25 protein-coding genes are annotated in these 25,553 nt (G+C 45.4%); 3 read left to right on the forward strand and 22 right to left on the reverse strand.

Going from position 1 to position 25,553, the window contains the following annotated elements; translation table 11 throughout:
* Positions 1-19 precede the first annotated feature (19 nt).
* From M1E03_RS15215 to M1E03_RS15270, 12 genes are all read right to left on the reverse strand, one after another.
* Positions 20-772 (reverse strand): YjbA family protein, encoded by a 753-nt coding sequence (locus tag M1E03_RS15215; protein ID WP_003180605.1) that lies wholly within the window; start codon positions 770-772, stop codon positions 20-22.
* 214 nt (positions 773-986) lie between these two features.
* The gene (locus tag M1E03_RS15220) at positions 987-2,252 is read right to left on the reverse strand and encodes an MFS transporter (RefSeq protein ID WP_009328836.1); all 1,266 of its coding nucleotides are present in this window, start codon (positions 2,250-2,252) and stop codon (positions 987-989) included.
* A 32-nt stretch (positions 2,253-2,284) separates the two neighbouring features.
* Complete coding sequence (locus M1E03_RS15225) at positions 2,285-2,842, reverse strand: flavoprotein (RefSeq protein ID WP_009328837.1); 558 nt, start codon at positions 2,840-2,842, stop codon at positions 2,285-2,287.
* Entirely contained in the window at positions 2,835-4,187 is a 1,353-nt protein-coding gene (locus M1E03_RS15230) for a radical SAM/SPASM domain-containing protein (RefSeq protein ID WP_009328838.1), read from the reverse strand. The genes M1E03_RS15225 and M1E03_RS15230 overlap by 8 nt, the downstream gene beginning before the upstream one ends.
* 519 nt (positions 4,188-4,706) lie before the next feature.
* Positions 4,707-5,621, reverse strand: a complete 915-nt coding sequence (gene opp4C / locus M1E03_RS15235) for an oligopeptide ABC transporter permease (protein ID WP_023856649.1) — start codon at positions 5,619-5,621, stop codon at positions 4,707-4,709.
* 18 nt (positions 5,622-5,639) lie between these two features.
* On the reverse strand, positions 5,640-6,590 hold the full coding sequence (locus M1E03_RS15240; RefSeq protein WP_023856648.1) for an ABC transporter permease: 951 nt from the start codon (positions 6,588-6,590) through the stop codon (positions 5,640-5,642).
* A gap of 75 nt (positions 6,591-6,665) precedes the next feature.
* Positions 6,666-8,297 carry a peptide-binding protein gene (locus M1E03_RS15245; RefSeq protein WP_023856647.1) on the reverse strand — a complete coding sequence of 544 codons (1,632 nt, stop codon included), beginning with the start codon at positions 8,295-8,297 and terminating at the stop codon, positions 6,666-6,668.
* A gap of 112 nt (positions 8,298-8,409) precedes the next feature.
* Positions 8,410-9,393 carry an ABC transporter ATP-binding protein gene (locus tag M1E03_RS15250; RefSeq protein ID WP_031305087.1) on the reverse strand — a complete coding sequence of 328 codons (984 nt, stop codon included), beginning with the start codon at positions 9,391-9,393 and terminating at the stop codon, positions 8,410-8,412.
* Between the two features lie 42 nt (positions 9,394-9,435).
* Entirely contained in the window at positions 9,436-10,410 is a 975-nt protein-coding gene (locus tag M1E03_RS15255) for an ABC transporter ATP-binding protein (RefSeq protein ID WP_003180594.1), read from the reverse strand.
* Positions 10,411-10,601: 191 nt separating this feature from the next.
* Entirely contained in the window at positions 10,602-11,390 is a 789-nt protein-coding gene (locus tag M1E03_RS15260; RefSeq protein ID WP_023856645.1) for a DUF2268 domain-containing protein, read from the reverse strand.
* Positions 11,391-11,475: 85 nt separating this feature from the next.
* Positions 11,476-12,714, reverse strand: a complete 1,239-nt coding sequence (gene fabF / locus M1E03_RS15265; RefSeq protein WP_003180590.1) for a beta-ketoacyl-ACP synthase II — start codon at positions 12,712-12,714, stop codon at positions 11,476-11,478.
* A 21-nt stretch (positions 12,715-12,735) separates the two neighbouring features.
* Positions 12,736-13,674 carry a beta-ketoacyl-ACP synthase III gene (locus M1E03_RS15270; protein WP_003180588.1) on the reverse strand — a complete coding sequence of 313 codons (939 nt, stop codon included), beginning with the start codon at positions 13,672-13,674 and terminating at the stop codon, positions 12,736-12,738.
* 168 nt (positions 13,675-13,842) lie between these two features.
* Between M1E03_RS15270 and M1E03_RS15275 the strand changes: the two genes are divergently transcribed.
* Positions 13,843-14,085: a hypothetical protein gene (locus M1E03_RS15275; RefSeq protein WP_003180586.1), complete on the forward strand. Its 243-nt coding sequence runs from the start codon at positions 13,843-13,845 to the stop codon at positions 14,083-14,085.
* Between the two features lie 52 nt (positions 14,086-14,137).
* Here the strand turns inward: M1E03_RS15275 and M1E03_RS15280 are convergent, their stop codons facing one another.
* The 4 genes from M1E03_RS15280 to M1E03_RS15295 all read right to left on the reverse strand — a co-directional run bounded on the left by M1E03_RS15280 (position 14,138) and on the right by M1E03_RS15295 (position 16,769).
* Entirely contained in the window at positions 14,138-14,323 is a 186-nt protein-coding gene (locus M1E03_RS15280; protein WP_011197761.1) for a ComZ family protein, read from the reverse strand.
* 10 nt (positions 14,324-14,333) lie between these two features.
* Positions 14,334-15,287, reverse strand: coding sequence for a BMP family ABC transporter substrate-binding protein (locus tag M1E03_RS15285; RefSeq protein WP_458110496.1), 954 nt, complete (start codon positions 15,285-15,287; stop codon positions 14,334-14,336).
* An 85-nt stretch (positions 15,288-15,372) separates the two neighbouring features.
* Positions 15,373-15,948: a hypothetical protein gene (locus M1E03_RS15290; protein ID WP_095290028.1), complete on the reverse strand. Its 576-nt coding sequence runs from the start codon at positions 15,946-15,948 to the stop codon at positions 15,373-15,375.
* Positions 15,949-16,034: 86 nt separating this feature from the next.
* Positions 16,035-16,769, reverse strand: a complete 735-nt coding sequence (locus M1E03_RS15295) for a hypothetical protein (RefSeq protein ID WP_039072677.1) — start codon at positions 16,767-16,769, stop codon at positions 16,035-16,037.
* A 231-nt stretch (positions 16,770-17,000) separates the two neighbouring features.
* Here M1E03_RS15295 and M1E03_RS15300 point away from each other — a divergent pair, with 231 nt between their 5' ends.
* Positions 17,001-17,195 (forward strand): YjzD family protein, encoded by a 195-nt coding sequence (locus M1E03_RS15300; RefSeq protein WP_009328851.1) that lies wholly within the window; start codon positions 17,001-17,003, stop codon positions 17,193-17,195.
* 63 nt (positions 17,196-17,258) lie between these two features.
* Here M1E03_RS15300 and M1E03_RS15305 read toward each other — a convergent pair whose 3' ends face one another.
* On the reverse strand, positions 17,259-17,438 hold the full coding sequence (locus tag M1E03_RS15305) for a YjzC family protein (protein ID WP_003180573.1): 180 nt from the start codon (positions 17,436-17,438) through the stop codon (positions 17,259-17,261).
* 181 nt (positions 17,439-17,619) lie between these two features.
* Between M1E03_RS15305 and M1E03_RS15310 the strand changes: the two genes are divergently transcribed.
* Positions 17,620-18,432, forward strand: a complete 813-nt coding sequence (locus M1E03_RS15310; protein WP_020450925.1) for an undecaprenyl-diphosphate phosphatase — start codon at positions 17,620-17,622, stop codon at positions 18,430-18,432.
* A 37-nt stretch (positions 18,433-18,469) separates the two neighbouring features.
* Here the strand turns inward: M1E03_RS15310 and argF are convergent, their stop codons facing one another.
* The 5 genes from argF to argB form a co-directional block, all read right to left on the reverse strand.
* Positions 18,470-19,420, reverse strand: a complete 951-nt coding sequence (gene argF, locus M1E03_RS15315; protein WP_035338970.1) for an ornithine carbamoyltransferase — start codon at positions 19,418-19,420, stop codon at positions 18,470-18,472.
* Positions 19,408-22,497, reverse strand: a complete 3,090-nt coding sequence (locus M1E03_RS15320) for a carbamoyl phosphate synthase large subunit (protein WP_458110497.1) — start codon at positions 22,495-22,497, stop codon at positions 19,408-19,410. Before M1E03_RS15320 ends, argF begins: the two co-directional genes overlap by 13 nt.
* A complete protein-coding gene (locus tag M1E03_RS15325) occupies positions 22,490-23,554 on the reverse strand; it encodes a carbamoyl phosphate synthase small subunit (RefSeq protein WP_043054285.1) in 1,065 nt (354 codons plus the stop codon). The genes M1E03_RS15320 and M1E03_RS15325 overlap by 8 nt, the downstream gene beginning before the upstream one ends.
* 68 nt (positions 23,555-23,622) lie before the next feature.
* Entirely contained in the window at positions 23,623-24,780 is a 1,158-nt protein-coding gene (locus tag M1E03_RS15330) for an acetylornithine transaminase (protein ID WP_143261161.1), read from the reverse strand.
* Positions 24,777-25,553, reverse strand: a complete 777-nt coding sequence (gene argB, locus M1E03_RS15335; protein WP_020450920.1) for an acetylglutamate kinase — start codon at positions 25,551-25,553, stop codon at positions 24,777-24,779. Before argB ends, M1E03_RS15330 begins: the two co-directional genes overlap by 4 nt.

Genomic DNA, 25,553 nt, shown 5'->3' on the forward strand with positions numbered 1-25,553 from the left:
GGCAGTCTTGATTCTTAATTTAGTTGACTTTAGACTCATTCTCAATTTCCCAAAGCTTTTCAAAAAACGGCTGTCCTTTAATCAAATTTTCACAAAAGTCCCTGTGTTTGTCTGACCATCCGTCGATTGTCTCATTGAAAAGCATGTCCCAGATTTCTTCAAATGTCATGCGCTTGATCTGTTCATACATATACGGATTCCATTCGGTGTACCAATAAGCGATCTCGGCCCGATTTTGGAGCCCTTTGAGCTGATCGAGCGCCATGAACAGCAGCTGTTTGAGCTGGCGTTCTTTTCTCGTTAATCCTCTGACATGCTCCGGTGATAAGGATAAAATATGGTATTCTTTGGAAGATTGCAGCTTCTCTGGTGCAAACTCGTAAGTTTCCGCTTCAACGTCCTTCACCATTTCATAAACGAGCTGCTCCTGTCTCGGAATGAGGCGGCTTTTTCTTACCGGTATTGTGTAACCGGCTGTATCGACCGCGAGAATACCAATGCCGTCCGTTACGACGAAACAATGATCAAGCTGTGTCCGCTCATGATTTTTACGAATATACGCTTTTTGATGAACCTCGTTCAATAATTCGGCCGGAAGCTCTGACAAATCATTTTCTATGTAGTGAAACAAAACGGACGACACCCTTAACAAGGGCACCTGGTCAAGCAATTCAACACTGTCTTCCTTCCGCCATTCATGAAAGTGGCAGACGTTGTAGCCATTTTCTTCTCCCTCAAACCAATTCACCCACACATCATGAAGAAACAACATTTCTAACCCCTCACTTTTAATAAAAACTGTTGTCCACAGTATAGGCAAGGGGGAAGGAATTTATTCCAAGCGGATGAGATTATGGCAATCGCCGTTAAAAAAAAGCCAAGGGCGGCAATCCCTCAGCTTTTTATTTCATATTCTTCGGATCAAGCGCATCGCGGAGTCCAGACAATGGGCAAAATCATGATGACTGAATGAAGCAATTCACACATTATTTATTCAACACGTTTGTAAAAAAGCTGTATTCTTTAGCGTTTATTTTTTCTGATGAAGGAATTGATCTTAAAGAAGACTGAAACACCCAATAAACAGATACAAACAGCATGGCAATTCCTCCTATAAAGAAAACCTTATCGCTGCCGATCAATGACGCGGTAAACCCTCCCAGCAAAGATCCAAAAGGAGCTGCTATGCTTGTCAAACTTGCGATAAAAGAAAAAACTCTCCCTATAAACTCTTCCGGCAGTATGCTTTGCAAAATGGACATGAAAATGACGTTTGTCACGCCGATGGATATTTGAGACAAACCAAATAAAATAATCGATATGTATGAAGAGGTGGCGATCGCCGAAATACTCCATAAAACCCCTGAAATGAAAAATCCGTATATCGTAAGTGATCCTATCGAGAATCGGCCAAACACTGTTGCGAATATTGAACCTAACAGTAAACCGCATGACATGGAAGCCAAATAATATCCATAGTATTCTTCTCCTCCTCTAATCGAAGAGAAGCTTGGCAAAATCACAATCGTCGCACTAAGCATGAAATTGGAAATCATCGAGCCCAAGAGGATTTTTGGAATGAGGGAATGACGAATGAGTGTAAATCCCTCTTTTATATCCGTTGTATAATTGTGTATGACTTTTTTGAAGTGGAATCGGGGCTTATGTTCTATCTCATTTTTTTGTTCTAATTTTACGCACTTAAAAAACAGCGCCGCTAACAAAAAAGTGAAAGAGTCAACTAAGTATATGCTTATAGCTCCTGCCGAAGCAATCACAATACCTGCAATACCAGTAAATATAATATCTGTACCCTGATATGAAAATGACATAATTGAGTTTGCTTTAACCAGATCTTGACTTTTGATGATTTTAGGCAGTGCGGCAGATTGCGCAGGATAAGTAAATTGCTCAATGAATACGATAAGAGGCATAATCATCATGATGATCCAAATGTTCAAATATCCACTGAAATAAAAAAACGGAATAATCAACACCAGAATAGCTTGAATGAGTTGACTCCAAACCAAAACTTTATTTAATCTGACTTTATCAACAATCGGACCTGTTAAAAATTGCAAAACAGTTGGGAACATCGTCAAAAAACCAGCTAATCCGGAATAAAATGTACTTTTTGATAAATCAAACACAAGCCACATTGCCGCAACTGTATACATACTGTCCCCAATATTGGTTACCAAACGCCCCAATATCAAGAATAAAAAGTTTTTATTTTTCAATACGCTTAACATCGTTAATACCTCTATTCATTTAACAGGACTGTTTAGCTTTTTGATAAAACGGTTCCTTTTTCACTTAGCAATTTCAAAAGTTCATCAGGATCTGGAAGCCCCGCTTCAGTTTGAACAATTTCCCCACTTGATGCTTTTATTCCCAAGCTGGTAGTATTAACAAAAATATGCCCGAACTCTTTTATAATTTTTACATTTTTTTGTACAGCAGGATTATTCCACATTTCATTGTTCATGTTTGGAGCAATATATATAGCCTCTGAATAATTAAGTACACTTAAACTTAAAAGGTCATTGGCAGCTCCGTTAGCTATTTTTGAAAGCGTAGCCGCAGAAGTAGGAAGTATAAGGAAACGATCTATTTCGTTTACTAGTTCTACGTGTAAGATTTTAGAAGAACAATCAGAAAAAACATTCTCATAAACTCCTTGAACAAAAGGCCTTATAGCTCGCGGAGATAGGAATCGTTGAGCATTTTCTGTCAAAATAACATCTATGTCATATTCGTCGCGTAAAGTATAGATAAATTGAGGAAGGTTGATTGCACCAATTGTACCTGTAACCCCTAACAACATCTTTTTTTTACCCATAAATGGAGTCCTCCTCTACAAGGTTTAGATATCTCTTAAGGTTTTGTTTTATTGGCGGACATGGAGTTTTTTCCGCTTCAATCCGTTCTAAAGGGCAAGCATTTCCTTGACAGGCAGGTCTAAAATAGCATTTAGTGCAATTCGGATCTTCATTAGCTCCTCCGGAAAGCCAAAGTGAGAGCCTTTCTTCATATAATTCCATTTCTCCATTCTCTTTAATATCGCCAACGTGATTTAACGGGTTATTAAATGCAACTGTACATTTGTATACCATCCCATCTGATCCAATAACATAAGAATTTGGATTTGATGCATAACATTCTGAACCCCCAGGCTCCATAAATCCTTTATAAAAATTAAAATTAAATCCTTGTTCTTGTGCATATTCATAATAGGGAAATAAATCTTTGGTATTACATAAATGAATATTACTAGATTGTTCTCCTTTTAAATTGAGAACAGGGATAAAATGCATTAAAAATCTAGGATCATCTTTAAACAAATCTCTCATTAAATCTATATAATCATACATCACTTCAGAAACATCTTTACTGATATTTGATCTTAGAAGTATAGAATATTCATAACTTGTGTTTTTTAAATTGACCAAATTTTCAATAATTTTATTAAATGTTGGACCCCCGTCTTTTTTTATTCTTTGTCTATCATGAGTTTGACTATTACCATCCAAAGTAATTTGAAAATTACTAACATTAAGTTCTATTAACTTCTTAAATTTTTCCTCATCTAAATTATATCCATTTGTTGTTATATCTGCAAAATAATCTACCTTATTTTTATTACACAACACTTTAATTTCTTCAGACAGTTCTTGGATTACATTAAAAGATTCTAAGGGCTCTCCTCCAAACCAAGATATATTTAAATTTTTGTAGCTCACCAATTCTTTTTCAAGAAAATTCAAAATCCCCTTTTTTACATGAGTTTTCATTTCCTTTTTTAAAAAATCCTCGTAGCAGTAAATGCATCGAAAATTACAGTCTTCATTTGGCAACAGGATTAAATGCAATGTTCGATTTTCTGATAATAACTTAAATTTTTGAGCAGTTGCTTTTTTATACTCATCTGTGTCATATCTTACAATAAATCCTTTGTTATATAAAAGATCAATCCACTTATCACCTTTTTCAAATTTTATTTCTCTTCTATGCAATATATTTAGTACTTTTTCTTTTGTTCCATTTGAAAATTTGATAATTTCCCCAGTATAAGAATTATAAAGCTTAATTTCTTCATTGTTTTTTTTGAGTATAATATTAAATCTTGATGGCTTTAACTTAATCTTTTCCAACACATGAATTTGGTTTTTGTTTCTATTAAACAAAAGTATTCCCCCTTATAGCTTTTAAAAAATTGCTAGAGTCAACTTTATATTCTATCTCTGATGTATTTGTCTAAAAGGGTGTTAAAGGAAGTGAGCAAAGTTTTTTGTTTAAGTGTGCAATTAAATTCTTTTTAGAAAAAAATTAAATTGAGGATGTTGTGTACATTGAACTTGATCAATATACCTAGAGGTCTGGGGTGAAATTATTCAGAAGTAATTTAAGAAAATTGTTCAGAGTGAGATACCAAAGACTTATGACTTATGATGATTATTCATCTTTGGTACCTCATTCATTAAAGGCTAAATACATCTACTAACAGAGAACATTAATTCTATGTCCACTATTTCGGTTACCTAGATTTTCTTTTTTATTTTTCATTTTTATTCACCTCCTTAAAGAACATAGATAAATTTTTTTTGTATTACACTTTAAATATACCACCCTAAAATTCCAATAGTCAACTTTTTTTCAAATTTTTTCAAGTTAATATCTAGTTTTCTCTTCCTAATTTTCTATATTCATTTAATATTCTTCGGATCAAGCGCATCGCGGAGTCCGTCGCCTAAGAAGTTAAAGCACAACACAGTGAGCAGGATCATCAGGCCCGGGAACAGCGGATACCACCACGCCTGGATCATGATCGTAAAGTTCTGTGCATCCTGAAGCATGTTTCCCCAGCTTGCCATCGGCGGCTGAACCCCGAATCCAAGATAGCTTAATGCCGATTCCGCAAGGATCACGGTACCGACTGAAAGCGTCGCGGCAACGATAATCGGCCCCATCGCATTCGGAAGAATATGAGAAAAGATGATTTTGTAATTTCTTGTGCCGATCGTTTTCGCCGCCAAGACGAACTCCCTCGACCTCAAGGACAAAAACTCGCTCCGGACAAGGCGCGCCGTCGTCGTCCATCTCGTCAAGGCGAATATTAAAATCAGTTTATCTATGCCCGGCTGGAAGATGGTGACCAGCGTGATTAACAGAAAGATGTCGGGTATGGATAAGATAATATCAACAATTCTCATTAAAATGGCATCAATGATTCCGCCGAAATAGCCGGCGATCGCTCCGACAACGGTTCCGATGGTGATCGAACCGAGGACAGACGCGAAACCGACGAGCAGCGAGATTTGTGCGCCGTACAACAGGCGGCTGAAAATATCCCGGCCGAATTTATCCGTTCCCATCAAATGCTCCGCGCTCGGCGCTTTTAATTTGTTCATCAGATTTTGCTGTTCCGGCGGGTATGGAGCAATCAGCGGTGCAAACAAGGCCGACAGTACAATGATAAGCAAGAGAATTCCGCCGATGACAGCGAGCTTGTTTTTGAAAAACTTCTCGAAAAAGATTTTTGTCATCGTTTCCGGTTTTTGCGAAACGTTTTCTTGAAGCCCGATCTCCGCTGAAGGCACTTGTGGATTTGGCTGTGTCATGATTTACTCCCCTCTTTCTTAATACTCAATCCGCGGATCGATGATCGCATACAGAATGTCCGCTATTAGATTGCCGATGACAACCAGTACAGCGGATATGACGGTCATCGCCATAATCACGGGATAGTCTCTTTGAAACGCGGAATCAATAAACAGCTTCCCGAGTCCAGGCCAGCTGAAGATCTGTTCGGTCACCACCGCACCGCCGATAAAGGAAGGAATCATCAGTCCGAAAATCGTCACAACCGGGAGCAGCCCGTTCCGCAGTCCATGCTTGTACACGACCCGATTTTCTTTAAAACCTTTCGCTCTTGCCGTCCGGATAAAATCCTGGCGCAGCACATCCAGCATGCTTGACCTTGTATATCTCGTAAGCCCGGCCATATCTGCGGTGGCGAGTACGAAAGCAGGCAAAATTAAATGATGAATCCGATCCCACAAGCTAAAACCCGAATTCAGCGTCATAACGCCCCCGGTCGGAAACCAGCCTAAATTCACGGATAACACCATAATTAAAATTAAACCGAACCAAAAGTTTGGAACAGCAAGTCCGATAAAAGACGTAAACGTAATACCGTAATCAAGCTTTGAATAGGGCCGCCTCGCCGAGAGCACGCCGAGCGGGATCGAAATCAGAAGCGCCAGAATCGTTGATACAAGCATTAATAAAAGCGTATTCGGAAGCCTGGCAAGAATCAAATCGATAACAGGCGTTCCTTTCCTGACGATCGAAGTGCCAAAGTCCCCTTGCATCATATTGCCGAGCCATTTCAAATATTGAATATGTTCGGGCTCATTCAGTCCGTATTTTTCGATGAACTTCTCGCGGTCAGCCTGTTTAATGGACGGATCGACCATCAGTGACACCGGATCACCGGGAGCCGCTTTCATGATCGCGAAAGAAAGAATGGTAATCCCAAACAGGATCGGAATAGACATCAGCGTTCTCCGAATAATGTATGTAACCATCTTCTATTCCCCTTTTATCATGGATTTTAAAAACCAGGGAGAGGAACATCCCCTCTCCCTTTAGAGAATATTAGATTATTTTTTCAGCCACCATTTGTTCACTTCATAGAAATCGTTTTTCGGATGAAATTCGAAGCCTTTCAGGTTTTTAGGGATCGCCCGGTGGTAGTTATAATAGAACAGGAATGTATACGGCTGATCTTCGGCAATCATTTTGTAAATTTTCTCGTAAGCTTTCGAATATTCTTTCCGATCCTTCAGTTTTTTCGCGTCGACGAGAAGCTTATCGACTTCTTCGTTTTTGTACCATATGTTATTTAAGCCCGCTTTCGACTGGCTGGAGTGGAAGATATCATATTGATCAGGGAAGGTCGCCAAGCTCCAACCGAGCAGGAGTGCGTCATAATTCCAGTTTGGCGCGCTCGTTTGTTCAATTAAAGCGCTGAACTCGACGATTTGCGGCTTCGCTTCGATTCCGACTTCTTTCAGCTGCTGCTGGATGACAACCGCGGCATCTTCGCGTACTTTATTTCCCTGGTTCGTTTTAATGGTAAAGGAGAACTTTTTACCGTCTTTGTCTAAAATGCCGTCACCGTCTGTATCTTCCCAACCCGCTTCTTTGAGCATTTTCTTCGCTTTTGCCGGATCGTATTCAAAGACCGGGATATCAATGTCTTTCGGATAGTTCCATGATAAAGGGCTTTCCGGAATATTCGCGACTTCCCCATCGCCGTCCAGCACATTTTGAACGATCGATTCGCGGTCAATCGCATGGGTTAAGGCCTGGCGGACTTTTTTATCTTTAAACAGCTCATTTTTTTCGTTCCAGCCGAGGTATGAATAGTTCAGGCCTAGATCAGACTCAAGCTTGACATGATCGAATTTTTCGACCGTCTTCACATCCGTGCCCGGGACGACGAAATAATTAATGTCTCCCGCCTGAAGCTGGGCGATCGCTGCATTGGCATCCGGAATCACTTTGTATGTCAGCGTGTCAAGGTATGGCCCTTCACCGTAGTAATCCTCAAATGCTTCCACTTTAACGTATTGCCCCTGTTTCCACTCTACGAATTTAAACGGTCCCGTTCCGATCGGTTTTTTCCTGTTAAATTCGTGTTCGCCAAGGTCTTTAATCGGCACGTCCCCTAAAATATGCTCAGGGAGGATTCCGTAGCTTAAAGAGACAGGCAAAAATGAAGGGTCCGGATGCTTGAGCTTGAATTCAACCTCGTAGTCTCCTTTTTTCGTCACTTTATCAATCATTCCAAAATTGGAGCCGCGCTCACCGGCATAGTCTTTGCTTAATGGGATGTTATACGTAAACACGACGTCATCGGCCGTAAACTCCTCGCCGTCATGCCATTTTACGCCTTTTTTCAAAGTCACGTTATACGTTATGCCGTCTTCCGACTGATCTATTTTTTCAGCAAGCTTCATCGTCGGATTCAAATCGGTGTCAGAGCCGACAAGTCCGTCAAAAATAAACCCTTCAATATCAGAGCTTGACACATCGGTTGAATATAAAGCGTTGAACATCGTAGGCTCCCCTGTAGAACCGATGACCAAGTCACCGCCCTTTTGCGGCTTCCCGTCAGATTTGCCTTCTTTTTCGTCCCCTCCGACTTCGCCGCTGTTGCAGGCCGTTAGAAAAATCGATAAGATCAGCAGCAAGCTTAAAATTGAAAATCCTGTTTTGCGTTTATTCATTTTATGAATTCCCCCTTATTAAACTGTTGTCCTTCTTTCCACCCGATTGACCCCCGTTTTTTAAAGAAGACATTCCCCCTCTCAAGGATTTAATATGTGACGGCCTTCCCCTTTATTCGTAAAGGTGGCATGCCACGAAATGGTTTGTTTTCGCTTCCTTGAAAGCGGGTTCGGCTTCCGCGCAAATCGCTTTTGCGGCCGGACACCTCGTATGAAAGACACAGCCTTTCGGAGGGTTGGCGGGGCTCGGCAGCTCGCCTTTTAAAACGATTCGCTCCCGCTTTGTTCCGCCTTTCTTCCTGGTGACGGGAACGGCGGACATAAGCGCCTGCGTGTATGGATGAAGCGGGTTGTTGTACAGCTCATGCTTGTCTGTCAGCTCCATCATTTTGCCGAGATACATGACGCCGACCCTGTCGCTGATATGGCGGACGACGCTCAAGTCATGGGAAATGAACAAATATGTCAGATTGAATTCTTCCTGAAGCTCTTCCATCAGGTTGATCACTTGAGCCTGGATTGACACGTCCAATGCGGATACCGGTTCATCGGCGATAATAAGCTCCGGATTTAAAGCCAGCGCCCGCGCGATTCCGATCCGCTGGCGCTGCCCTCCGGAAAATTCGTGGGGATAGCGGTTCGCAAACGACGGGTGCAGCCCGACCTTAGCCAAAAACTCTTCGGCTTTTTCGTTGCGCTCTTTGAAATTGTACATATGATGCGTGTTGAAGGGTTCTTTGATGATGGAACGCAGCGTTTTTCTCGGGTTCAGTGAGGCAAACGGATCTTGGAAAACCATCTGGATGTTTTTGCGGACGCTCTTTCTCAACGCTTCTTCCGACAAACTTGAAATGTCGCGACCTTTGTAAAAGATCTGTCCTGCCGTCGGTTTATAAAGGCGGATCATCGTCCGTCCGGCGGTCGACTTTCCGCAGCCCGATTCACCGACAATGCCGAGTGTTTCGCCGCGTTTAAGCGAAAAGCTGATGCCGTCCACCGCTTTGACGTCGCCGATTTTTTTCTGAAATATCCCTGAGCGGATCGGAAAGTACTTTTTGACATCTTTCAGCTCCAGAAGGGATTCTTGCGGGTTCATTTCCTCTCCGGGCTGTAATCGTTCAGCTGATGAAGTCATCCCTTATTCTCCCTCCTCATATAAAAAACATCTGACAGACCGGCCGTCCGGACGCGTCTTCAAGTCCGGCTGCGCGCCCCAGCATTTGTCGCCCGCACTCGGACACCTCGGAGCAAACCGGCAGCCGGCCGGAAGGTTGTCAGGCGTCGGCACATTTCCTTTAATGGCTGTTAATTTTTCAATGGAGCCTTCAATAACAGGGATGGAGTTTAACAGTCCTTTTGTGTAGGGATGCAGGGGTTCATCGAATAGTTCGTCTACTGTGGCATTTTCAACAACTTGTCCGCAATACATGACGATCACGCGGTCCGCGATTTCAGACACAACGCCGAGATCGTGGGTAATGAGAAGGATGGAGGTATCGAATTTGTCGCATAGGTCTTTCATCAGTTCCAGCACTTGCGCTTGAATGGTGACGTCAAGCGCTGTAGTCGGTTCATCCGCGATGAGCAGCTTCGGATTGCAGCTTAAGGCAATGGCGATCATCACCCTCTGCCTCATGCCGCCCGACAGGCGGTGCGGATATTCTTTCATCAGCTCGCCTGCCCTCGAAAATCCGACAAGCTTTAATAATTCTACCGCTTTTTTGGCAGCTTCTTTTTTCGATAGCTTTTTATGATAGATCAGCACCTCTGTGATTTGTTCGCCGATCGTCAAAACCGGATTGAGCGAGGTCATCGGCTCCTGAAAAATCATCGAGATTTCATTTCCGCGGATCTTGCATAAATCTTGTTCTTTGTATGTAACGAGATCCCGTCCTTCGAGCTTGATGGAACCGTTCATGATCTTTCCGCCCGAGCCCTCGACGAGTCCCATGATAGACAGAGACGTGATGCTTTTACCGGATCCCGATTCACCAACCAGCGCCACGGTTTCTCCTTTTTTGATTGAAAAATCGACGCCGTCCACTGCGGGTATCGGCTGTTTTTTTCTGAAAAAATAAGTTTTTAAATCATTGACTTCCAGCAATGCGCTCATCCAGATTCCCCTTCCATAGACCAGAAGTTAAATATTACGAAAAACTAATATATTACTTTTTTAGAATTTTCTTAATATGACTGAATTATCTTAAAATTTTATAGTTGTATATTATTACATAATCATTACAAAAGCAAGGAGTTTTTTGATTTTTTGTAATAATATTAATTTAATCCCATAATTTTAGTATTTTAAAGCGATAGCTTTATAAAGTCTTCTGACGGGAAGGATAAAACGTCGGCAACCTTCAAATTTCGAGCCGATAAATATTTTTTTACAATACTGTAACCGACAGCATATCCGACCATGTCGGGGTAAGGACCTTTTCCAAATAAAATATTGGAGAATAGTCGGTTATCATGTCGGCGCAGCTCGAAATGAGGCTTTACGAACCGGTCCTGGAAATGACAAAGCTGTTTTTCGGAGTAATATGACGTCCATGCAGCTGTTTCGGCTTCCCCCAACCGTTCGAAAACGGCATATTCTGCGATGCCTTCGAGAATGATTGTATCAAGCAGCGTCATCTTTTTTTCTTCTTTCGGCATATTTTCTAACCGGCAAACGTGATTATATTCGTGCGTCATGATCGCAGAAATCGATGACCGGGGAAGATCGGCCGATAAAAACAAAAATAATTTGTCGCTGAACGCAAGGCCTGATTTCGAGCCGAATTCGACGCGGATTTTGCGGTTTCTTTCATCGACCGGCAGGATGAAAATCGGAACATCCGGCCCATTCCATCTTTTGCAGAGCAGCTGTTCTTCCCGTCTGACATGCTGAAATACGCTGTTTTTCTTAAGCTGCTTCATCGTACGCTCGCCGTCCGTCCACGAACGGAACATGCCGTGGGTCTGCAGGTGGCTGACAATCGCCGCCGCATCCGCTTTTGAAGCGCCTTTAAAATACGGCAGGAGAAAGCTTGACAATTCCCGCACGGATGAAGCCTGTTCAAGCCATTCATACGTGCTTGCTATACTCATTTAGATCACACTCCTTTTTCATCTGTATGGTATGCACGCTAAAAAAAACGGCCACCATCTAAAATGGCAGCCGTTTATATTGCGGTTATTCATATTTTTTGAAAATCAGCGTTGCGTTGTGTCCGCCGAAACCGAGCGAGTTGCTGAGCACAACATTTACGTCCTGGCGGCGGGCTTGATCCGGTACATAGTCCAGATCGCAATCTTCATCAGGCGTTTCGATATTGATTGTCGGAGGAATGATGCCTTCCTTAATGGCTAGGACGGAGAAAATCGCTTCGATGCCTCCGGCAGCCCCGAGCAAGTGCCCTGTCATCGATTTTGTCGAGCTGACGGCAAGCTTGTAGGCATGCTCTCCGAACACTTCTTTAATGGCGATCGTTTCAAATTTATCATTGTACGGCGTGCTTGTTCCGTGCGCATTGATATAATCAATGCTATCAGGAGACAGACCCGCATCTTTGATCGCTTCTTTCATGGCTCTGACGCCGCCTTCCCCATTTGGCGCAGGAGCCGTGATATGATAGGCGTCTCCCGTTGATCCGTAGCCGACCACTTCCGCGTAGATTGTCGCTCCGCGGTTTAACGCGTGCTCAAGCTCCTCAAGAACGACGATTCCCGCTCCTTCTCCCATGACGAAGCCGTCGCGGTTTTTGTCAAACGGGCGGCTTGCCGTTTTCGGATCCGGATTAGTGGAGAGCGCTTTATTGGCGGAAAAGCCGGCAAACGACATTCTTGTAAGCGGGGCTTCCGTTCCGCCGGAGATCATGACATCTGCATCGCCGCGCTGAATGACTTTAAAGGCGTCGCCGATTGAGTTCGTACCCGTCGCGCAAGCCGTCACCGTACAAGAGTTGACACCTTTTGCACCGAGAGAAATCGAAATCTGGCCGGTCGCCATGTCAGGAATCATCATCGGTACAAAGAACGGGCTGACGCGCCGCGGTCCTTTTGTTAAAAATGTTTCGAACTGCTGTTCAAGCGTTTCAAGGCCGCCGATCCCGGAACCGACCCAGACGCCGACCCGGTCTGCGTTGCTCTCGTTAATGTCGAGCCCCGCGTCTTCCACGGCCATTTTCGCCGACACAACGGCATATTGTGTGAAGCGGTCCATTTTTCTCGCGTCTTTTTTATCCATGTAATCTTCTATCTTAAAATCTTTCAGTTCCGCGGCTACTTTAGCTGGATACTCGTCCGCGTTCACCCTTGTAATCGGGCCGATTCCGGAAACCCCGTTAACCGCGTTGTTCCAGCTCGTTTTGACGTCATTACCAAGAGGTGATAAAGCTCCTAATCCGGTAATGACTACTCTTTTACTATTCATAAGTTGCACCTCACCTTTCTTTTATCGGCCCCAGCGCATGGCGATGGCTCCCCATGTCAAACCTCCGCCGAAGCCGACCATCACAATGACGTCACCGTCTTTTATTTTACCAGCTTCAAGCTCTTCCACAAGAGAAATCGGAATAGAAGCAGCTGATGTGTTTCCGTATTTATGAACCGTTTTAGACATTTTTTCGACTGGAAGCTCCAAACGTTCGCGCGCCGCTTCCATGATCCGGATGTTGGCTTGATGCGGCACCAAAAAGTCGACATCCTCTTTGGATAATCCGGCTTTTTCAATGACATTCACACTGGATTCACCCATTTGGCGGACGGCAAACTTGAACACTTCTCTGCCATTCATGATTGTATGATCTTTTTCATCCAAGTACAAGTGCTTTCCGCCTCTGCCGTCTGCACCGAGCTCAAAAGACAAAATCCCTTTATCGTCGCTGACAGGCCCGACAACTGCGGCGCCCGCTCCGTCTCCGAACAGAACAGCGGTATTGCGGTCATCCCAGTCCGTAATGCCTGAAAGCTTTTCAACTCCGATGACAAGCACATGCTTATACGTCCCGGCTTCGATAAACTGTTTTCCAGTGACTAAACCGTACATAAAACCGGCGCACGCTGCGCTGATATCCATTGCACAGGCATTGAATGCACCGAGCTTTTCTTGAATCATGCAGGACACTGTCGGGAATGCCTGGTCAGGAGTAACGGTGGCGACGAGAATCATATCAAGATCTTCCGCCTCGATGTTTGCGTCTTCCATCGCTCTTCTAGCGGCGGCCACAGCCATGTCGGATGTTTTCTCATCTTCAGCTGCGATTCTTCTTTCTTCTATGCCTGTTCTTGTACGAATCCACTCGTCAGAAGTTTCAACCATTTTTTCCAAGTCGAAATTGGTCAGCACCTTTTCAGGGATGTACCGGCCGATTCCAATAATTCCAGCTTTCATAGGAAAGACTCCTTTATTCATGATTTTTTCCAACTAATGTTATGAGTTATTATTAGTATCTGGTACTAATCCTACCCTATTTTTTTTTAGTTGGCAATATATTCGTCTAATCTAGCAGATCAAAACATTCATATAGTAGTGATATATATGAAAAAGGAGGGATGAAGAGTGGCGAACGACGATTTTTTCACAAAAATGATGTTTGGCGCAAACGCACCCGGCAGGCATGAAGAGACGGAGACGGATGCGGAAGCGGAAACCGCCGAAGACGCTGAAGTATCCCAGGAAGCCGATTATATGCACGTGTTGAATCAGGTTGGAGAAATTATGGATTCGCTCGATGAGCTGAAGCCTGTGTTTAAAGAAATCGGCTCAATGGTCAGCGCTTTGAAAAATAAGATTTCCATATAAAAAAGCCACTTCTTCTGAAAAGTGGCTTTTTAAGCGTTTGCGGGCGTTTAAGTCAGGCGTCTGAACCGGCTTCCGCTTTACCGAGCTCGTAAGCCTCGGCCATCACTTTCGTAAACAGGTTCATGAATGGCTCAAGCATTTCCGGGGAAAGTTCGATTCCCGCTTTTTCCATCTCTGCTTTCGCTTCCGGAACGTATTTCATGGCAATTTGCAAAAATTCCATTGATTTTTCGTGCATCTTGATCACCTCAATGTTCGTTTGGCAGTTTGTTTGTTTTTTTGTATTCGTCAATCAGCCGATTCATCTTTTCTTGAAATGACTGATCGACAACAGGGCTGAATTCTCCCATTTCGATGACGCCGTCTTGAATGTCAAATGAGCGCTTGCCGCCTTTAAGCGTTCCTTTATTAAACTCGTCGGCGGTGAGTTCATAAGCGTCGTCTACATGCTGTATGGTGCTTGTCAAAACGACATTCTCACCCAATTCCGACTGGTCGCTTACATAGCCGATAGCGTACAGCCCGTCCTTTTTGATTTGTTCAATGACAGGGACATTATACCCGTCTCCGGCCGGATACACAACATCCGCGCCTAACTTCTTCATTTTTTCATACAGTTTGACGGCATTTTCGCTGTCGTCCCACTGGCCGACATATTCTGTCATCACCTCAATGTCCGGATCGAGGTATTTAGCCCCTTCGGAAAATCCTTCTACTTCAGGCTGCCATTTATACGTTGCGAGCACGCCGATTTTCTTTGTTTTTGACTGATGGGCCGCCGTCATTCCGCCGAAGAACCCCATCGCTTCTCCTTCAAGCGATATGCTTGTCACATTTTGGTGGTCGGCTTTCGAGTTCATTAAAACAAAATGAATATCAGGATAATCTTTGCATATCTCATTAAAGGCTTTTTCATATTCGCTTCCGTGCCCGTAAATGAGGTTGACGCCTTTTTTGTGAAAATCTTCTACAGCCATTTTAATGGCAGCGTCATTATCGATTCCCTCTTTATAATAGACGTCGACATTGTAGACGGATTGTATTCTTAATAATCCTTTATATCCTTTGGTTCCCCATACTTGGTCATTTATCGTATCAGGGACAAGCAAACCGACTTTTTCAATTTTCCCTTTCAGCGGCGATTGTCCGCAGCCGCTTAGCGCCAGGAGAATGAAAAAAATCGCGACAAGCCTGTACACCATGCCATGTTCAACTCCCTTTCGAAAAAACAGCAATTCAAATCTATCTTTATTGTATCCTTTCAAGTGTAAATTAGGAAGATCTTTCTTATTTTTTGTCGAAAAATGTAGACATTTGTCTACTCCATTCTTCAATGATCTCATCGGCTTTATCGTATGGCGTCTTCTGTACAAACTGCAAATCTGAAAAATCTTTTTCAACAGCACAGGCAGCGGCTTGTGCGGCCGCGTCGTTCACAAAAAGCGCTCCGTCCCTGTTTTGTTTATCCTCTGCCCTGACGTCCCACGGACCGAACAGATCCGGAAGCACGATCAGTTCAACACCCTTTTCCTCCATGCCGGCGCGTAAATCCTCTTCGAATTGTTCCTGGTAGACAAACAGAATAACAGGCTTGTTTTCAACGCCTGCAGCCAGCGCTTCTTCCGGCACTGAGCCTGTGTATTGGATGAAGACTTGTTCGTACGGGGCTTCAAGCTCTTTTTCGATGAGACGGAAATGCTCGTTTCTTCCCAGCCACATCAGCCGCTCTTCGAGATACATCAGCTTTTTTTCGTCGCTTGTCTGTTCCAGCTTTACATCTATGTCAACACCCTCTTCAAGTAGATGTTCACAAAATGAAAGGCCGAAGAACTCATCTGCTCCATATACAAGTGCCGGCTTCATTCGATGGACCACCTTTCGTTTCAGCTTTTTTAACCAAGCAAAAAACAGCCCTTTTCATCATTTTCGGGCTGCTATTATTCTATTCTCTATAAGACTTTTTCATGCGTTTTGAAAAAGTTCGCGATTGCTGAATGAATGCGCTGAGGATGTTCGGACAGGTGCAAGGTAAGCCCCACGCTGTGACGGCCTTTAAGCTGGCGCTCCTCAAACGTTTTGGCATGGATCATATACGGATACGGTGAGCCGTTCAGTCTTTGCCAAATATGAACGGGTACGAGATTGTGATAAGGGGATATGCTTTTGAACGGATAATCGGCTGCCTCCCGCTCCGTAATTCCGTAGCTTTCGGCAATTTCTTTAATAAACTGTTTGTAGAAAAACTTGTTTTCTTTTTCTCGTTTATGATGAGCCTGAAGATCGAGGCAAGGATTAACCATCGCTGCAGAACGTATTTGGTTCGGGATCGAGCGAAGGAGCTCATCTGCAATGAGGGCCCCTGTGCCTTCCGCCAATAGATGAATTTTTTCATTTAAAATCTCTTGTTTGAACACGTAATGAATCAGCTGTTTCGCGTATGCAACCGCTTTTTCGGAGCCCCAGTGCCTGCCGAACAAATTGCTGTTTACCAGGGTATAGCCTTTGTTTCTCAGGCTCGTTAGAAGCTGATTTCTTCCGTAATGCTGAAGCCAGAAGCTCGAATCTTCCCCGACAAAATGGTTCCGGTCGCCGAAAATGAACACCAGAAAACCGTTCGGCCTGTACGGAAGATGAACCACGTTCCATTCTGAATCCATTTGAAAAAAACGTTCGGTTATTTTCATCACTTGCCTGCCTCCTTCCTGCCGTAATCTGCTCATTATTTTATGTCGTACGTGCAGCAAACGAATAAGGAAAAGTCCCAGTCTTCATGATGAAAAGTAAACTTTAATGAAATACCCTTTCTGATATTTCTGAAAACAGAGTTGAAAGCCCTGTCTTGTTCACTAAAATGTCTTTTCCAGCTGGCTATGTATATGGTATGATAAGTTTTAGAATTGAATGAGAAGGACGAGGTGGGAAACGTGCGATTTGTGGTCGCTTTTTTCTGGACATTTCTTTTGACGCAGATGGCCTGCTATATTGTCGGCGCCATGAACGGTGCTGGGTATGACCTTCAAACCAGTGTCATTATGGGCTTTATCATCACCGCAGCCGTTATTGTTCTTGGAGAAATTATGCCTGTTAAACAGGATGCAAGTCAACATTAAAACCCCGGCTTTTGAAAGCGGGGTTTTTTGCTTTAGACAGACAGCCGTCCGACGGCTGTTTTTTTAAGGCTTTCTTTTATATGTCCAGAGCCGGTTATGGTTGGAGGTTTCAGGGAAGAACTCGCCGGCGCTCAATTTGATTTGTTGAGGGTTCTGAACCATGCTTCCCGTTTCGCCGATCTCCACATACACTCCATTATTGGGCGCTTTTTGGCCCGGCCGGAATTGACGCTGCTGTCCCATTTGCTTCACTCCCTTTTATTATTAGATTGCCCCACTCTCCCAAAAAACATGTCGATTTTATCTTTACATCTGTTTGCTTTGTATAGTTTAATGAGAAAAGTGTTCCGAAAATTAAAACGAACCGCCCGTTCATTCCGTCTTTTAAAAGGGCGTCACAACTTGTGGGAAACGGAGGAGTATCATGGATTTTTTAATGTTGATCAAGTATATCCTTTTAGGGTTGCTTCAGGGACTCACAGAGCCGATTCCTGTTTCTTCAAGCGGCCACTTGGTGCTGGCACAGCACTTTTTAGGCTTGAACATTGAAGGCTTCAGTTTTGAGCTTTTAATGAATGCCGGTTCTTTAATTGCCGTATTGCTCGTTTATAAAAACGATATTTTCAGGCTGGCGGTAAACGGACTGTCTTATGTCACATCAAAAAATGAAAAAGGAAAAGCGGACTTCAGGTTTATCATCTATCTGATCATCGCCACGATTCCTGCCGGTGTCATCGGTGTTTTATTTGATGATGAGATTTCGGCTTTCTTTAAAGACGGCGTCCGGATCACCGCGGTTACTTTGCTGATCACGGGTCTGGCATTGTTTCTCATTCGCAATTTGCGCGGCCGCAAAAACGACGGCGAAATCAGACTGAGAGACGCCGTGATCATCGGCTTGTCGCAAATGGTTGCACTTGTTCCCGGCATCAGCCGTTCGGGAGCGACGATCGTCCCTGCGATGGCGCTCGGCCTCAAATCTGAAACCGCGCTCAGGTTTTCATTTTTACTGTACATACCGGTCAGTCTTGGCGGGACCATTTTAAGCATTACCGATATTTTTCATGATCCGCGTTTAGGGGAGCTTTTCCTTCCTTATTTGTTTGCGTTCATTGCATCGATTATCGCTACATACTTTTCATTGCGCTGGTTCATGAATATTATGGCGAAAGGAAACTTGGTTTATTTCTCGATTTACTGCTTTGTCATCGGCATCGCCGTTTTGATATTCGCCTAAAAAAACAGCTGATCAATTGTGATCAGCTGTTTTTTATTTAAGATAACAGTGCTTTTAATAAAGCTTTTTGGACGTGCAGGCGGTTTTCAGCCTGCTGGAATACCGCTGAATTCGGGCCGTCGATGATCTCTGCGGTGACCTCTTCTTCCCTGTGGGCAGGAAGGCAGTGCAGAAAGACGTAATCCGGTTTGGCATGGGAGACAAGCGCTCTGTTGACCTGATAAGGAGCAAAGATATTCATCCGTTCTTCGGCTTCTTTCTCCTGGCCCATGCTTGTAAACACATCAGAATAGATGACATCCGCTTGTTGAACGGCTGACACGGGGTCATTTGAGATTGTGACGGCCGCTCCGGACTCTTCGGCGAATCCCTCGGCCAGTCTTACCACTTCCTGATTCGGCTCATACCCTTCAGGCGAAGCGACCGTGATGTCGCATCCCACTTTCGCACAGCCGATTAACAGCGAATGCGCGACATTGTTTCCGTCTCCAACATAAACGGCTTTCAGCCCTTTTAATGTTCCTTTCGTCTCTTGAATCGTCAAGAGGTCACTAAGCGCCTGACACGGATGGAAAAGATCGGTCAATCCGTTGATCACGGGAATCTCGGCGTGCTTGGCAAGCTCTTCGACTTTTTCGTGTTCGAATGTGCGGATCATAATCGCGTCGACATAACCCGAAAGCACTTTCGCGGTATCTGCGATCGTTTCCCCTCTGCCCAGCTGCATGTCTTTACTGCTTAAAAACAGGGCGTTTCCGCCGAGCTGCGCCATTCCGGCTTCAAACGATACGCGCGTTCTCGTCGACGACTTTTCAAAGATCATCGCCAATGTTTTTCCTTTAAAGATGTCTTGAATTTTATTTTGCTTCATCGCTGCTGCCTCTTTCAGCAAATAAACGATCTCTTCTTTTGAAAAGTCTTTCAGGCTTAAAAAATCCTTACCCGTCAGATTGATTTCCCGGGTCGCCCCGATGTTTACAGTAGACATGTCTCCACTTCCTTTTTATATAAATCTTTAAGCGACACGGCTTTAGTCGTTCCATGCCCGCTCGTCAAAAATGCCCGCACCGTCTCTTCCTCTGTCATCACCGCCACACCGTGGGTGACGGCTTCCATTCGCTGCTTGCTCGCCTCTTTTGATTCGGCTAAATGGATGTGCAGCGCTTTGTCTTTCCGTTTGATCCAGCCTGGAAAATCGTCCGACTGTACGGTGAAACCCGCCTGTTCTGCGAGAGAACGAAGCTCGCCGGCCCCTTCCATGTAAATGCAGCCTTTCGTTTGCCAGATTCCCGCAAAGATTTTCTTCAGGGCGCTTTCCGGATTGAAGCCGACATACATGCCTTCTCCGGTCGATTTCATTTCCGGTCCAAGCTTCAAATCGACATCTTGGATAGCGTGCGATGAAAAGACCGGAAACTTCACGGCAACGCCGCGTGAGTTTTTGGCGGCAGGGTTCAACTCTTTGAGTGACGAACCGGCCAACAGCTGCGCCGCAAGCGGGATCATCGGAACCCCCATCACCTTGCTGACAACCGGAACCGTCCGGCTCGCCCTCGGATTGACTTCAAGGATGAGCAGTTCATCCGCGTCCGCTATAAATTGAATGTTCATAATACCTTTAAATCCGAGCTTGCGGACGATTTTTGCGGCAGCATCCCGCGCGGCGCTTTTCATCTCCGGAGTGACCGAAGGCCCCGGCAAAATCGCGTAGCTGTCACCTGAATGCACGCCCGCTTTTTCAATATGCTCGATATAAGTCGGGATGTAGAGATCGTCGCCATCGCTGACAAGGTCGATTTCAAACTCTTTTCCCGATACGTATTGATCGATCAGAATCGGGTAAGGCATTTGCGACGCTCCGCCCAGCAGCTCTCTGAGCTCTGCTTCGGAGTGAACGATCATCATGCCCATGCCGCCGATCACATATGACGGCCTGATCAGCACAGGATAGCCGATTTCGTTTGCTTTCTGCACCGCTTCCGCTTTTGATGAAGCCGTTTCTCCTTTAGCATGAGAAATGCCGAGCTCGTCAAGAAGCTGATAAAATTGATCACGGTCTTCAAGTATGTCAAGGGTTTCCGATGATGTCCCAAGCAGGGTGATGCCCGCTTTTTCAATCGCTTCAGCCACATTGATGGCGGATTGGCCGCCGAATTGAACAATCGCAAAATCGATATCTTCCGCTTCAGCCACATTGAGAATATGCTCGGGTGTAATCGGTTCAAAGTACAGGCGGTCTGCCATTTCATAATCCGTGCTGACGGTTTCCGGGTTGTTGTTCAGCATGATCGTTTCAAACCCGAGGTTTTTCAGCGTCATGACGCCGTGCACGGCGCTGTAGTCAAACTCGACTCCCTGGCCGATCCGTATCGGGCCGGAACCGATGATGAGTGCGCGCTTTTTCGTTTTTTGAGAGATGTCTCCGTCGCTTTTCCCGAAATACGTTGAGTAAAAATAGTTTGTCTTCGCATCAAATTCAGCTGCGCATGTATCGACGATTTTAAAGGATGCGGCTATGCCCATTTTCTTGCGGAGCGCGCGCACTTCTTCTTCCGTCTTTCCGGTGAGGGAAGCGATCGTAAAGTCGGTAAATCCCTTTTCTTTTACCTTTTTCAAAAGGCTGACGGACAGCGCGTCTCCCTGTTCCATCAACATGTTTTCCAGCTGAATGATGTTAGAAAACACATGAAGGAAATAGTTATCGATTTTCGTTTTCTCGTGTATCTCGCTAATGGAAGCCCCCCTGCTCAGCAGCTCCATGACCGCAAAGAAACGGCGGTCATCAGGAGTCTCAAGCAGCTTCCACAACACTTCTGAAGATACGCCGCCAAGTTCGGGCAAATGGGTTCCTGACGTTTTCAGCTCAAGGGATGCGACCGCTTTTTGCAGGGCCGCTTCAAGATTGCGGTCAATCGCCATGACTTCTCCCGTCGCTTTCATTTTCGTGCCGAGCTTACGGTCGGCTTGTTTGAATTTGTCGAACGGCCAGCGCGGAAATTTGACGACGACATAGTCAAGAGCAGGCTCGAAGCTGGCGTATGTCGAATCTGTGAGCGGATTTTTCAGCTCGGCAAGCGTGTAGCCGACAGCCAGTTTAGCCGCCATTTTTGCGATCGGATAGCCGGTCGCTTTTGAGGCGAGCGCCGATGAACGGCTTACTCTCGGATTCACCTCGATGACATAATAATTTTTGCTTTCCGGGTCCAGGGCGAATTGAATGTTGCAGCCGCCGACGACATCGAGCGCGGAAATGATCTTTAAGCTGGCAGAACGAAGCATTTGATAATCCGCATCCGTTAATGTCTGCGACGGGGCGACAACGATCGAATCCCCCGTATGGACGCCGACCGGATCGATGTTTTCCATATTGCAGACGGTAATGCATGTATTGTTTCTGTCACGCATGACTTCGTATTCGATTTCTTTAAAACCGGCAATGCTTTTCTCGACAAGACATTGGTGAATCGGGCTTGCGAGGAGGGCGCTTTCGATTAAAGGCAGGAACTCCTCTTTCGTCGCCGCGATGCCGCCTCCTTTTCCGCCCAATGTATAGGCCGGCCGCACGATAATCGGAAAACCGATTGAGAGCGCAAAACGAAGCGCATCATCTTGATTGTCAACAATTTCTGAATCCGGCACAGGTTCGTTCAGCTCCTTCATCAAGGCGCGGAACTTTTCCCTGTCTTCGCCCTTTTCGATCGTATCAACAGATGTTCCAAGCAGCTTTACCCCGTATGTTTTAAGAATGCCGGCCTTTTCGAGCTCGACGGCCAAATTCAGCGCTGTCTGTCCGCCCAGATTGGCGAGCAGTCCGTCCGGTTTTTCACGCTTGATGATTTGTGTGAGGCTTTCCACTGTCAAGGGCTCAAAATAGATTTCATCTGCAAAAGATTCATCGGTCATGATGGTCGCCGGGTTGCTGTTGACAAGAATCACCCGGTAGCCTTCGCTTTTCAGCGCCATGCAGCCCTGGGTTCCGGAGTAGTCGAATTCAGCGGCCTGCCCGATGATAATCGGCCCCGACCCGATAACGAGAATGCTTTTGATGGTTTGATCTTTAGGCATGGGCGATCTCTCTCCTTGCTTCGTTCAATTTCTTCAAATATTCGCCGAATATCCACTCGCTTTCAGCCGGTCCCGGATGGGCTTCCGGATGAAACTGAACGGATATGACAGGCAGTGTTTTATGCATCAGCCCTTCTACTGAACCGTCGTTGACATGATAAAATCTGACGGAAAATTCATTTTCGCTGATGGTGTCCCGATCGACGACATAGCTGTGGTTTTGGCTTGTCATGAACACGCGTCCGGTCTCTTTGTCCATGACCGGATGATTGGCTCCCCTGTGGCCGAACGGAAGCTTATACGTGTCGCTTCCGAATGCGAGCGCGATCAGCTGGTGCCCGAGACAGATGCCGAGAGTCGGATAGGAAGAGATGATATCCCGGAGTGCATCCATATATGGAAGGATCGCTTTCGGATCGCCCGGCCCGTTTGAAAGGACGATCCCGTCCGGATTCAGCTTTGAAATGCCGTCCATCTCTTGATAGGGAACGACCGTTACTTTGCAGCCCCGGTTTGCAAGCGATGAAGCGATCGACTTTTTATAGCCGAAATCGATCACCGCAATATGCGTATTGCCTTCCCTAAAGGCGCCGTTTTCGTTTTGTCCGGCAACCTGTGCCGCATAGTTTTCCAGCTGGCGCGGAGCCGGAATGCCGTCCTTTTGTTTCGTCAGTCTGGCATTCAGCGTCCCCTTTGCCCTGATATGCTGAACAACCGCTCTTGTGTCCACGTGCGATAAAAGCGGAACATCCCACTTCGCCAAGTATTCCCGAAGGCTTTCTGTCGCCTGATGATGGGAAAACCTGTCGCACGCTTCATAGACGACAACCCCTTTCACCTGAGGCCGCTTGCTTTCATCATCGCTTTCGTTTATTCCGTAGTTGCCAATCAGCGGGTACGTAAAGACAATAATCTGGCCTTTATAAGAAGGGTCTGTCAAAACCTCCTGATAGCCGGTCATGCCCGTAAAAAAGACGACTTCACCGGTGCAGCCGTCAAGACCGTCCAGTTCACCGCTGAAGGATGTACCATCTTCAAGAACTAAATATCCTTCCATCTTAAGCCCACCTTTGATGAATAAATAATGATATTCATGAATTTTTATACTTACATATCGAAAAAAAATTACTGTTTTACAGCTGAATGATCTGCCATGACAGCTTTCAGTTTTTCCACGGCCGCTTTGATTTCACTTTTCGCAACCGTCAATGGCGGCAGAAGTCTGATGACGTTCGGACCCGCGGGAAGAACGAGCAAACCTTCCTTTTGAAGCGCTTCGATCAGCGGCTGTACAGGTTCCTTGCACTCGATTCCGGCGATCAGCCCTTTCCCGCGGATATCTTTTACAAGCGGAAATTGAAGCTTTTCTTTCAGCTGTTGATGCAAAAATGCTCCTTTGGCGCTCACTTCTTCAAGAAAGCTGCTTTCAAAAATGGTCTCCAACGTGGCGTTTGCCGCAGCCATCGCCAGCATGTTCCCTCCGAATGTCGAGCCGTGGGAACCCGGATAGAACGCTTCTGAAAGCTCTTTTTTCCCGATCACGGCTCCGACCGGAAAACCGCTGCCCAGTCCTTTCGCGACGGTGATGATATCAGGTGACAGCCCTTCGTATTCATATCCGAAAGCTTTACCGGTGCGTCCAATTCCGGTTTGAACTTCGTCGACGATAAGGAGAGCCTGCTTATCGCGGCAAAAATCTTGAACGCTCTGCAGAAATTCCCTGCTCGCAGGGATGACGCCGCCTTCGCCTTGAATCGGCTCGAGCATCACTGCCGCGATATCTTTTTCATCCTGCAATTCGGCAAATGCTTTCGGCTCGTTGTAAGGTAAGTAGTGGAATCCTTCAAGCATCGGTCCGAATCCGAGCTTGATCTTTTCCTGTCCGGTTGCGGCCATTCCCGCATACGTGCGTCCGTGGAACGATTGCTGAAACGTTATGATTTTTGTTTTTTGCGTATGTTTTCGTGCGAGCTTCACCGCCCCTTCATTCGCTTCTGCCCCGCTGTTGCAAAAGAAGACGAGATCGCCTGCACTGTTTTTGGCAAGAAGCTGTGCAACCTTTTCTTGAAGCTCATTTTGAAACAGATTGGAAACATGCCAGACATCATCAAGCTGTTTTTTGACAGCAGCTGTCACTGAATCGGGGCAATGCCCGAGATTGCAGACCGCGATTCCCTGGACGAAATCAAGATAAGCGTTCCCCTTCTCATCCTGAACGATCGTGCCTTTCGCTTTTTTAATATTGATATTCCAGCGGCTGTACGTCTGAAATAAATGACTCACGATACGGCCTCCTTTTGTTTAATGATTTTCGTGCCGATGAAATCGTCTTTCGTGAGGAAAGATCCTTTTCCGCTCACGATCATCACTTCATCCACTTCATCTGTGAGGGCTTCTTTTGCAGAATGCACTTTTGGTATCATGCCTCCCGAGATCACGCCTTCAGCAATCAGGCTTTCGATGTCTGCCGGCGTCAGCTCTTTCAGCATTTCTTCGTTTTTCATAATCCCTTTAACGTCTGTCACAAACATTAATTTGTCAGCGTGCAAGGCTGCCGCAACAGCCGACGCCGCCAAATCGGCGTTCACATTCAAAGTCTCACAGCCATCCGTCATCGAGAGGGGGGCGATAACCGGAATAAAGCCTTTTTCCATGAGCGCTTCGGCCATTCGGCCGTTTACTTTTTTAATGCGCCCGACCTGACCGTATTCTTTTTCATTTAAATAGTCGGCAAGGAGCAGTCCCCCGTCTTTTCCTGATACTCCGACAGCCGGAAGGCCGTGCTTTGTCAGCTCGGCAACGAAAAATTTGTTGATCGAACCGGATAAGACCATTTCAGCGACTTCAAGAACCGCTTTTGTCGTCTTACGCTGTCCGTTGACGAATTCGCTTCGAATATTGAGTTTCTTCAGCATCTTTGTAATATCGGGCCCGCCCCCGTGGACGAGTGCGATTTTCCAGCCGCTTTCGGTCAGCTCTTTCAGATTTTGAAAAAATTCGTCCGATAGTTCGCGGATGACGCTTCCGCCGCATTTAAAAACGATTGTTTTATCCAT

The sequence above is a fragment of the Bacillus sp. PK6-013 genome, assembly GCF_054161445.1.

Bases quoted from the DNA above. Each gene is read 5' to 3' on its own strand.
- M1E03_RS15215 (WP_003180605.1), bottom strand. From the start codon at position 772: ATGTTGTTTCTTCATGATGTGTGGGTGAATTGGTTTGAGGGAGAAGAA.
- M1E03_RS15220 (WP_009328836.1), bottom strand. From the start codon at position 2,252: ATGTTAAGCGTATTGAAAAATAAAAACTTTTTATTCTTGATATTGGGG.
- M1E03_RS15225 (WP_009328837.1), bottom strand. From the start codon at position 2,842: ATGGGTAAAAAAAAGATGTTGTTAGGGGTTACAGGTACAATTGGTGCA.
- opp4C (WP_023856649.1), bottom strand. From the start codon at position 5,621: ATGACACAGCCAAATCCACAAGTGCCTTCAGCGGAGATCGGGCTTCAA.
- M1E03_RS15240 (WP_023856648.1), bottom strand. From the start codon at position 6,590: ATGGTTACATACATTATTCGGAGAACGCTGATGTCTATTCCGATCCTG.
- M1E03_RS15245 (WP_023856647.1), bottom strand. From the start codon at position 8,297: ATGAATAAACGCAAAACAGGATTTTCAATTTTAAGCTTGCTGCTGATC.
- M1E03_RS15250 (WP_031305087.1), bottom strand. From the start codon at position 9,393: ATGAACCCGCAAGAATCCCTTCTGGAGCTGAAAGATGTCAAAAAGTAC.
- M1E03_RS15255 (WP_003180594.1), bottom strand. From the start codon at position 10,410: ATGAGCGCATTGCTGGAAGTCAATGATTTAAAAACTTATTTTTTCAGA.
- M1E03_RS15260 (WP_023856645.1), bottom strand. From the start codon at position 11,390: ATGAGTATAGCAAGCACGTATGAATGGCTTGAACAGGCTTCATCCGTG.
- fabF (WP_003180590.1), bottom strand. From the start codon at position 12,714: ATGAATAGTAAAAGAGTAGTCATTACCGGATTAGGAGCTTTATCACCT.
- M1E03_RS15270 (WP_003180588.1), bottom strand. From the start codon at position 13,674: ATGAAAGCTGGAATTATTGGAATCGGCCGGTACATCCCTGAAAAGGTG.
- M1E03_RS15280 (WP_011197761.1), bottom strand. From the start codon at position 14,323: ATGCACGAAAAATCAATGGAATTTTTGCAAATTGCCATGAAATACGTT.
- M1E03_RS15285 (WP_458110496.1), bottom strand. From the start codon at position 15,287: ATGGTGTACAGGCTTGTCGCGATTTTTTTCATTCTCCTGGCGCTAAGC.
- M1E03_RS15290 (WP_095290028.1), bottom strand. From the start codon at position 15,948: ATGAAGCCGGCACTTGTATATGGAGCAGATGAGTTCTTCGGCCTTTCA.
- M1E03_RS15295 (WP_039072677.1), bottom strand. From the start codon at position 16,769: ATGAAAATAACCGAACGTTTTTTTCAAATGGATTCAGAATGGAACGTG.
- M1E03_RS15305 (WP_003180573.1), bottom strand. From the start codon at position 17,438: ATGGGACAGCAGCGTCAATTCCGGCCGGGCCAAAAAGCGCCCAATAAT.
- M1E03_RS15310 (WP_020450925.1), top strand. From the start codon at position 17,620: ATGGATTTTTTAATGTTGATCAAGTATATCCTTTTAGGGTTGCTTCAG.
- argF (WP_035338970.1), bottom strand. From the start codon at position 19,420: ATGTCTACTGTAAACATCGGGGCGACCCGGGAAATCAATCTGACGGGT.
- M1E03_RS15320 (WP_458110497.1), bottom strand. From the start codon at position 22,497: ATGCCTAAAGATCAAACCATCAAAAGCATTCTCGTTATCGGGTCGGGG.
- M1E03_RS15325 (WP_043054285.1), bottom strand. From the start codon at position 23,554: ATGGAAGGATATTTAGTTCTTGAAGATGGTACATCCTTCAGCGGTGAA.
- argB (WP_020450920.1), bottom strand. From the start codon at position 25,553: ATGGATAAAACAATCGTTTTTAAATGCGGCGGAAGCGTCATCCGCGAA.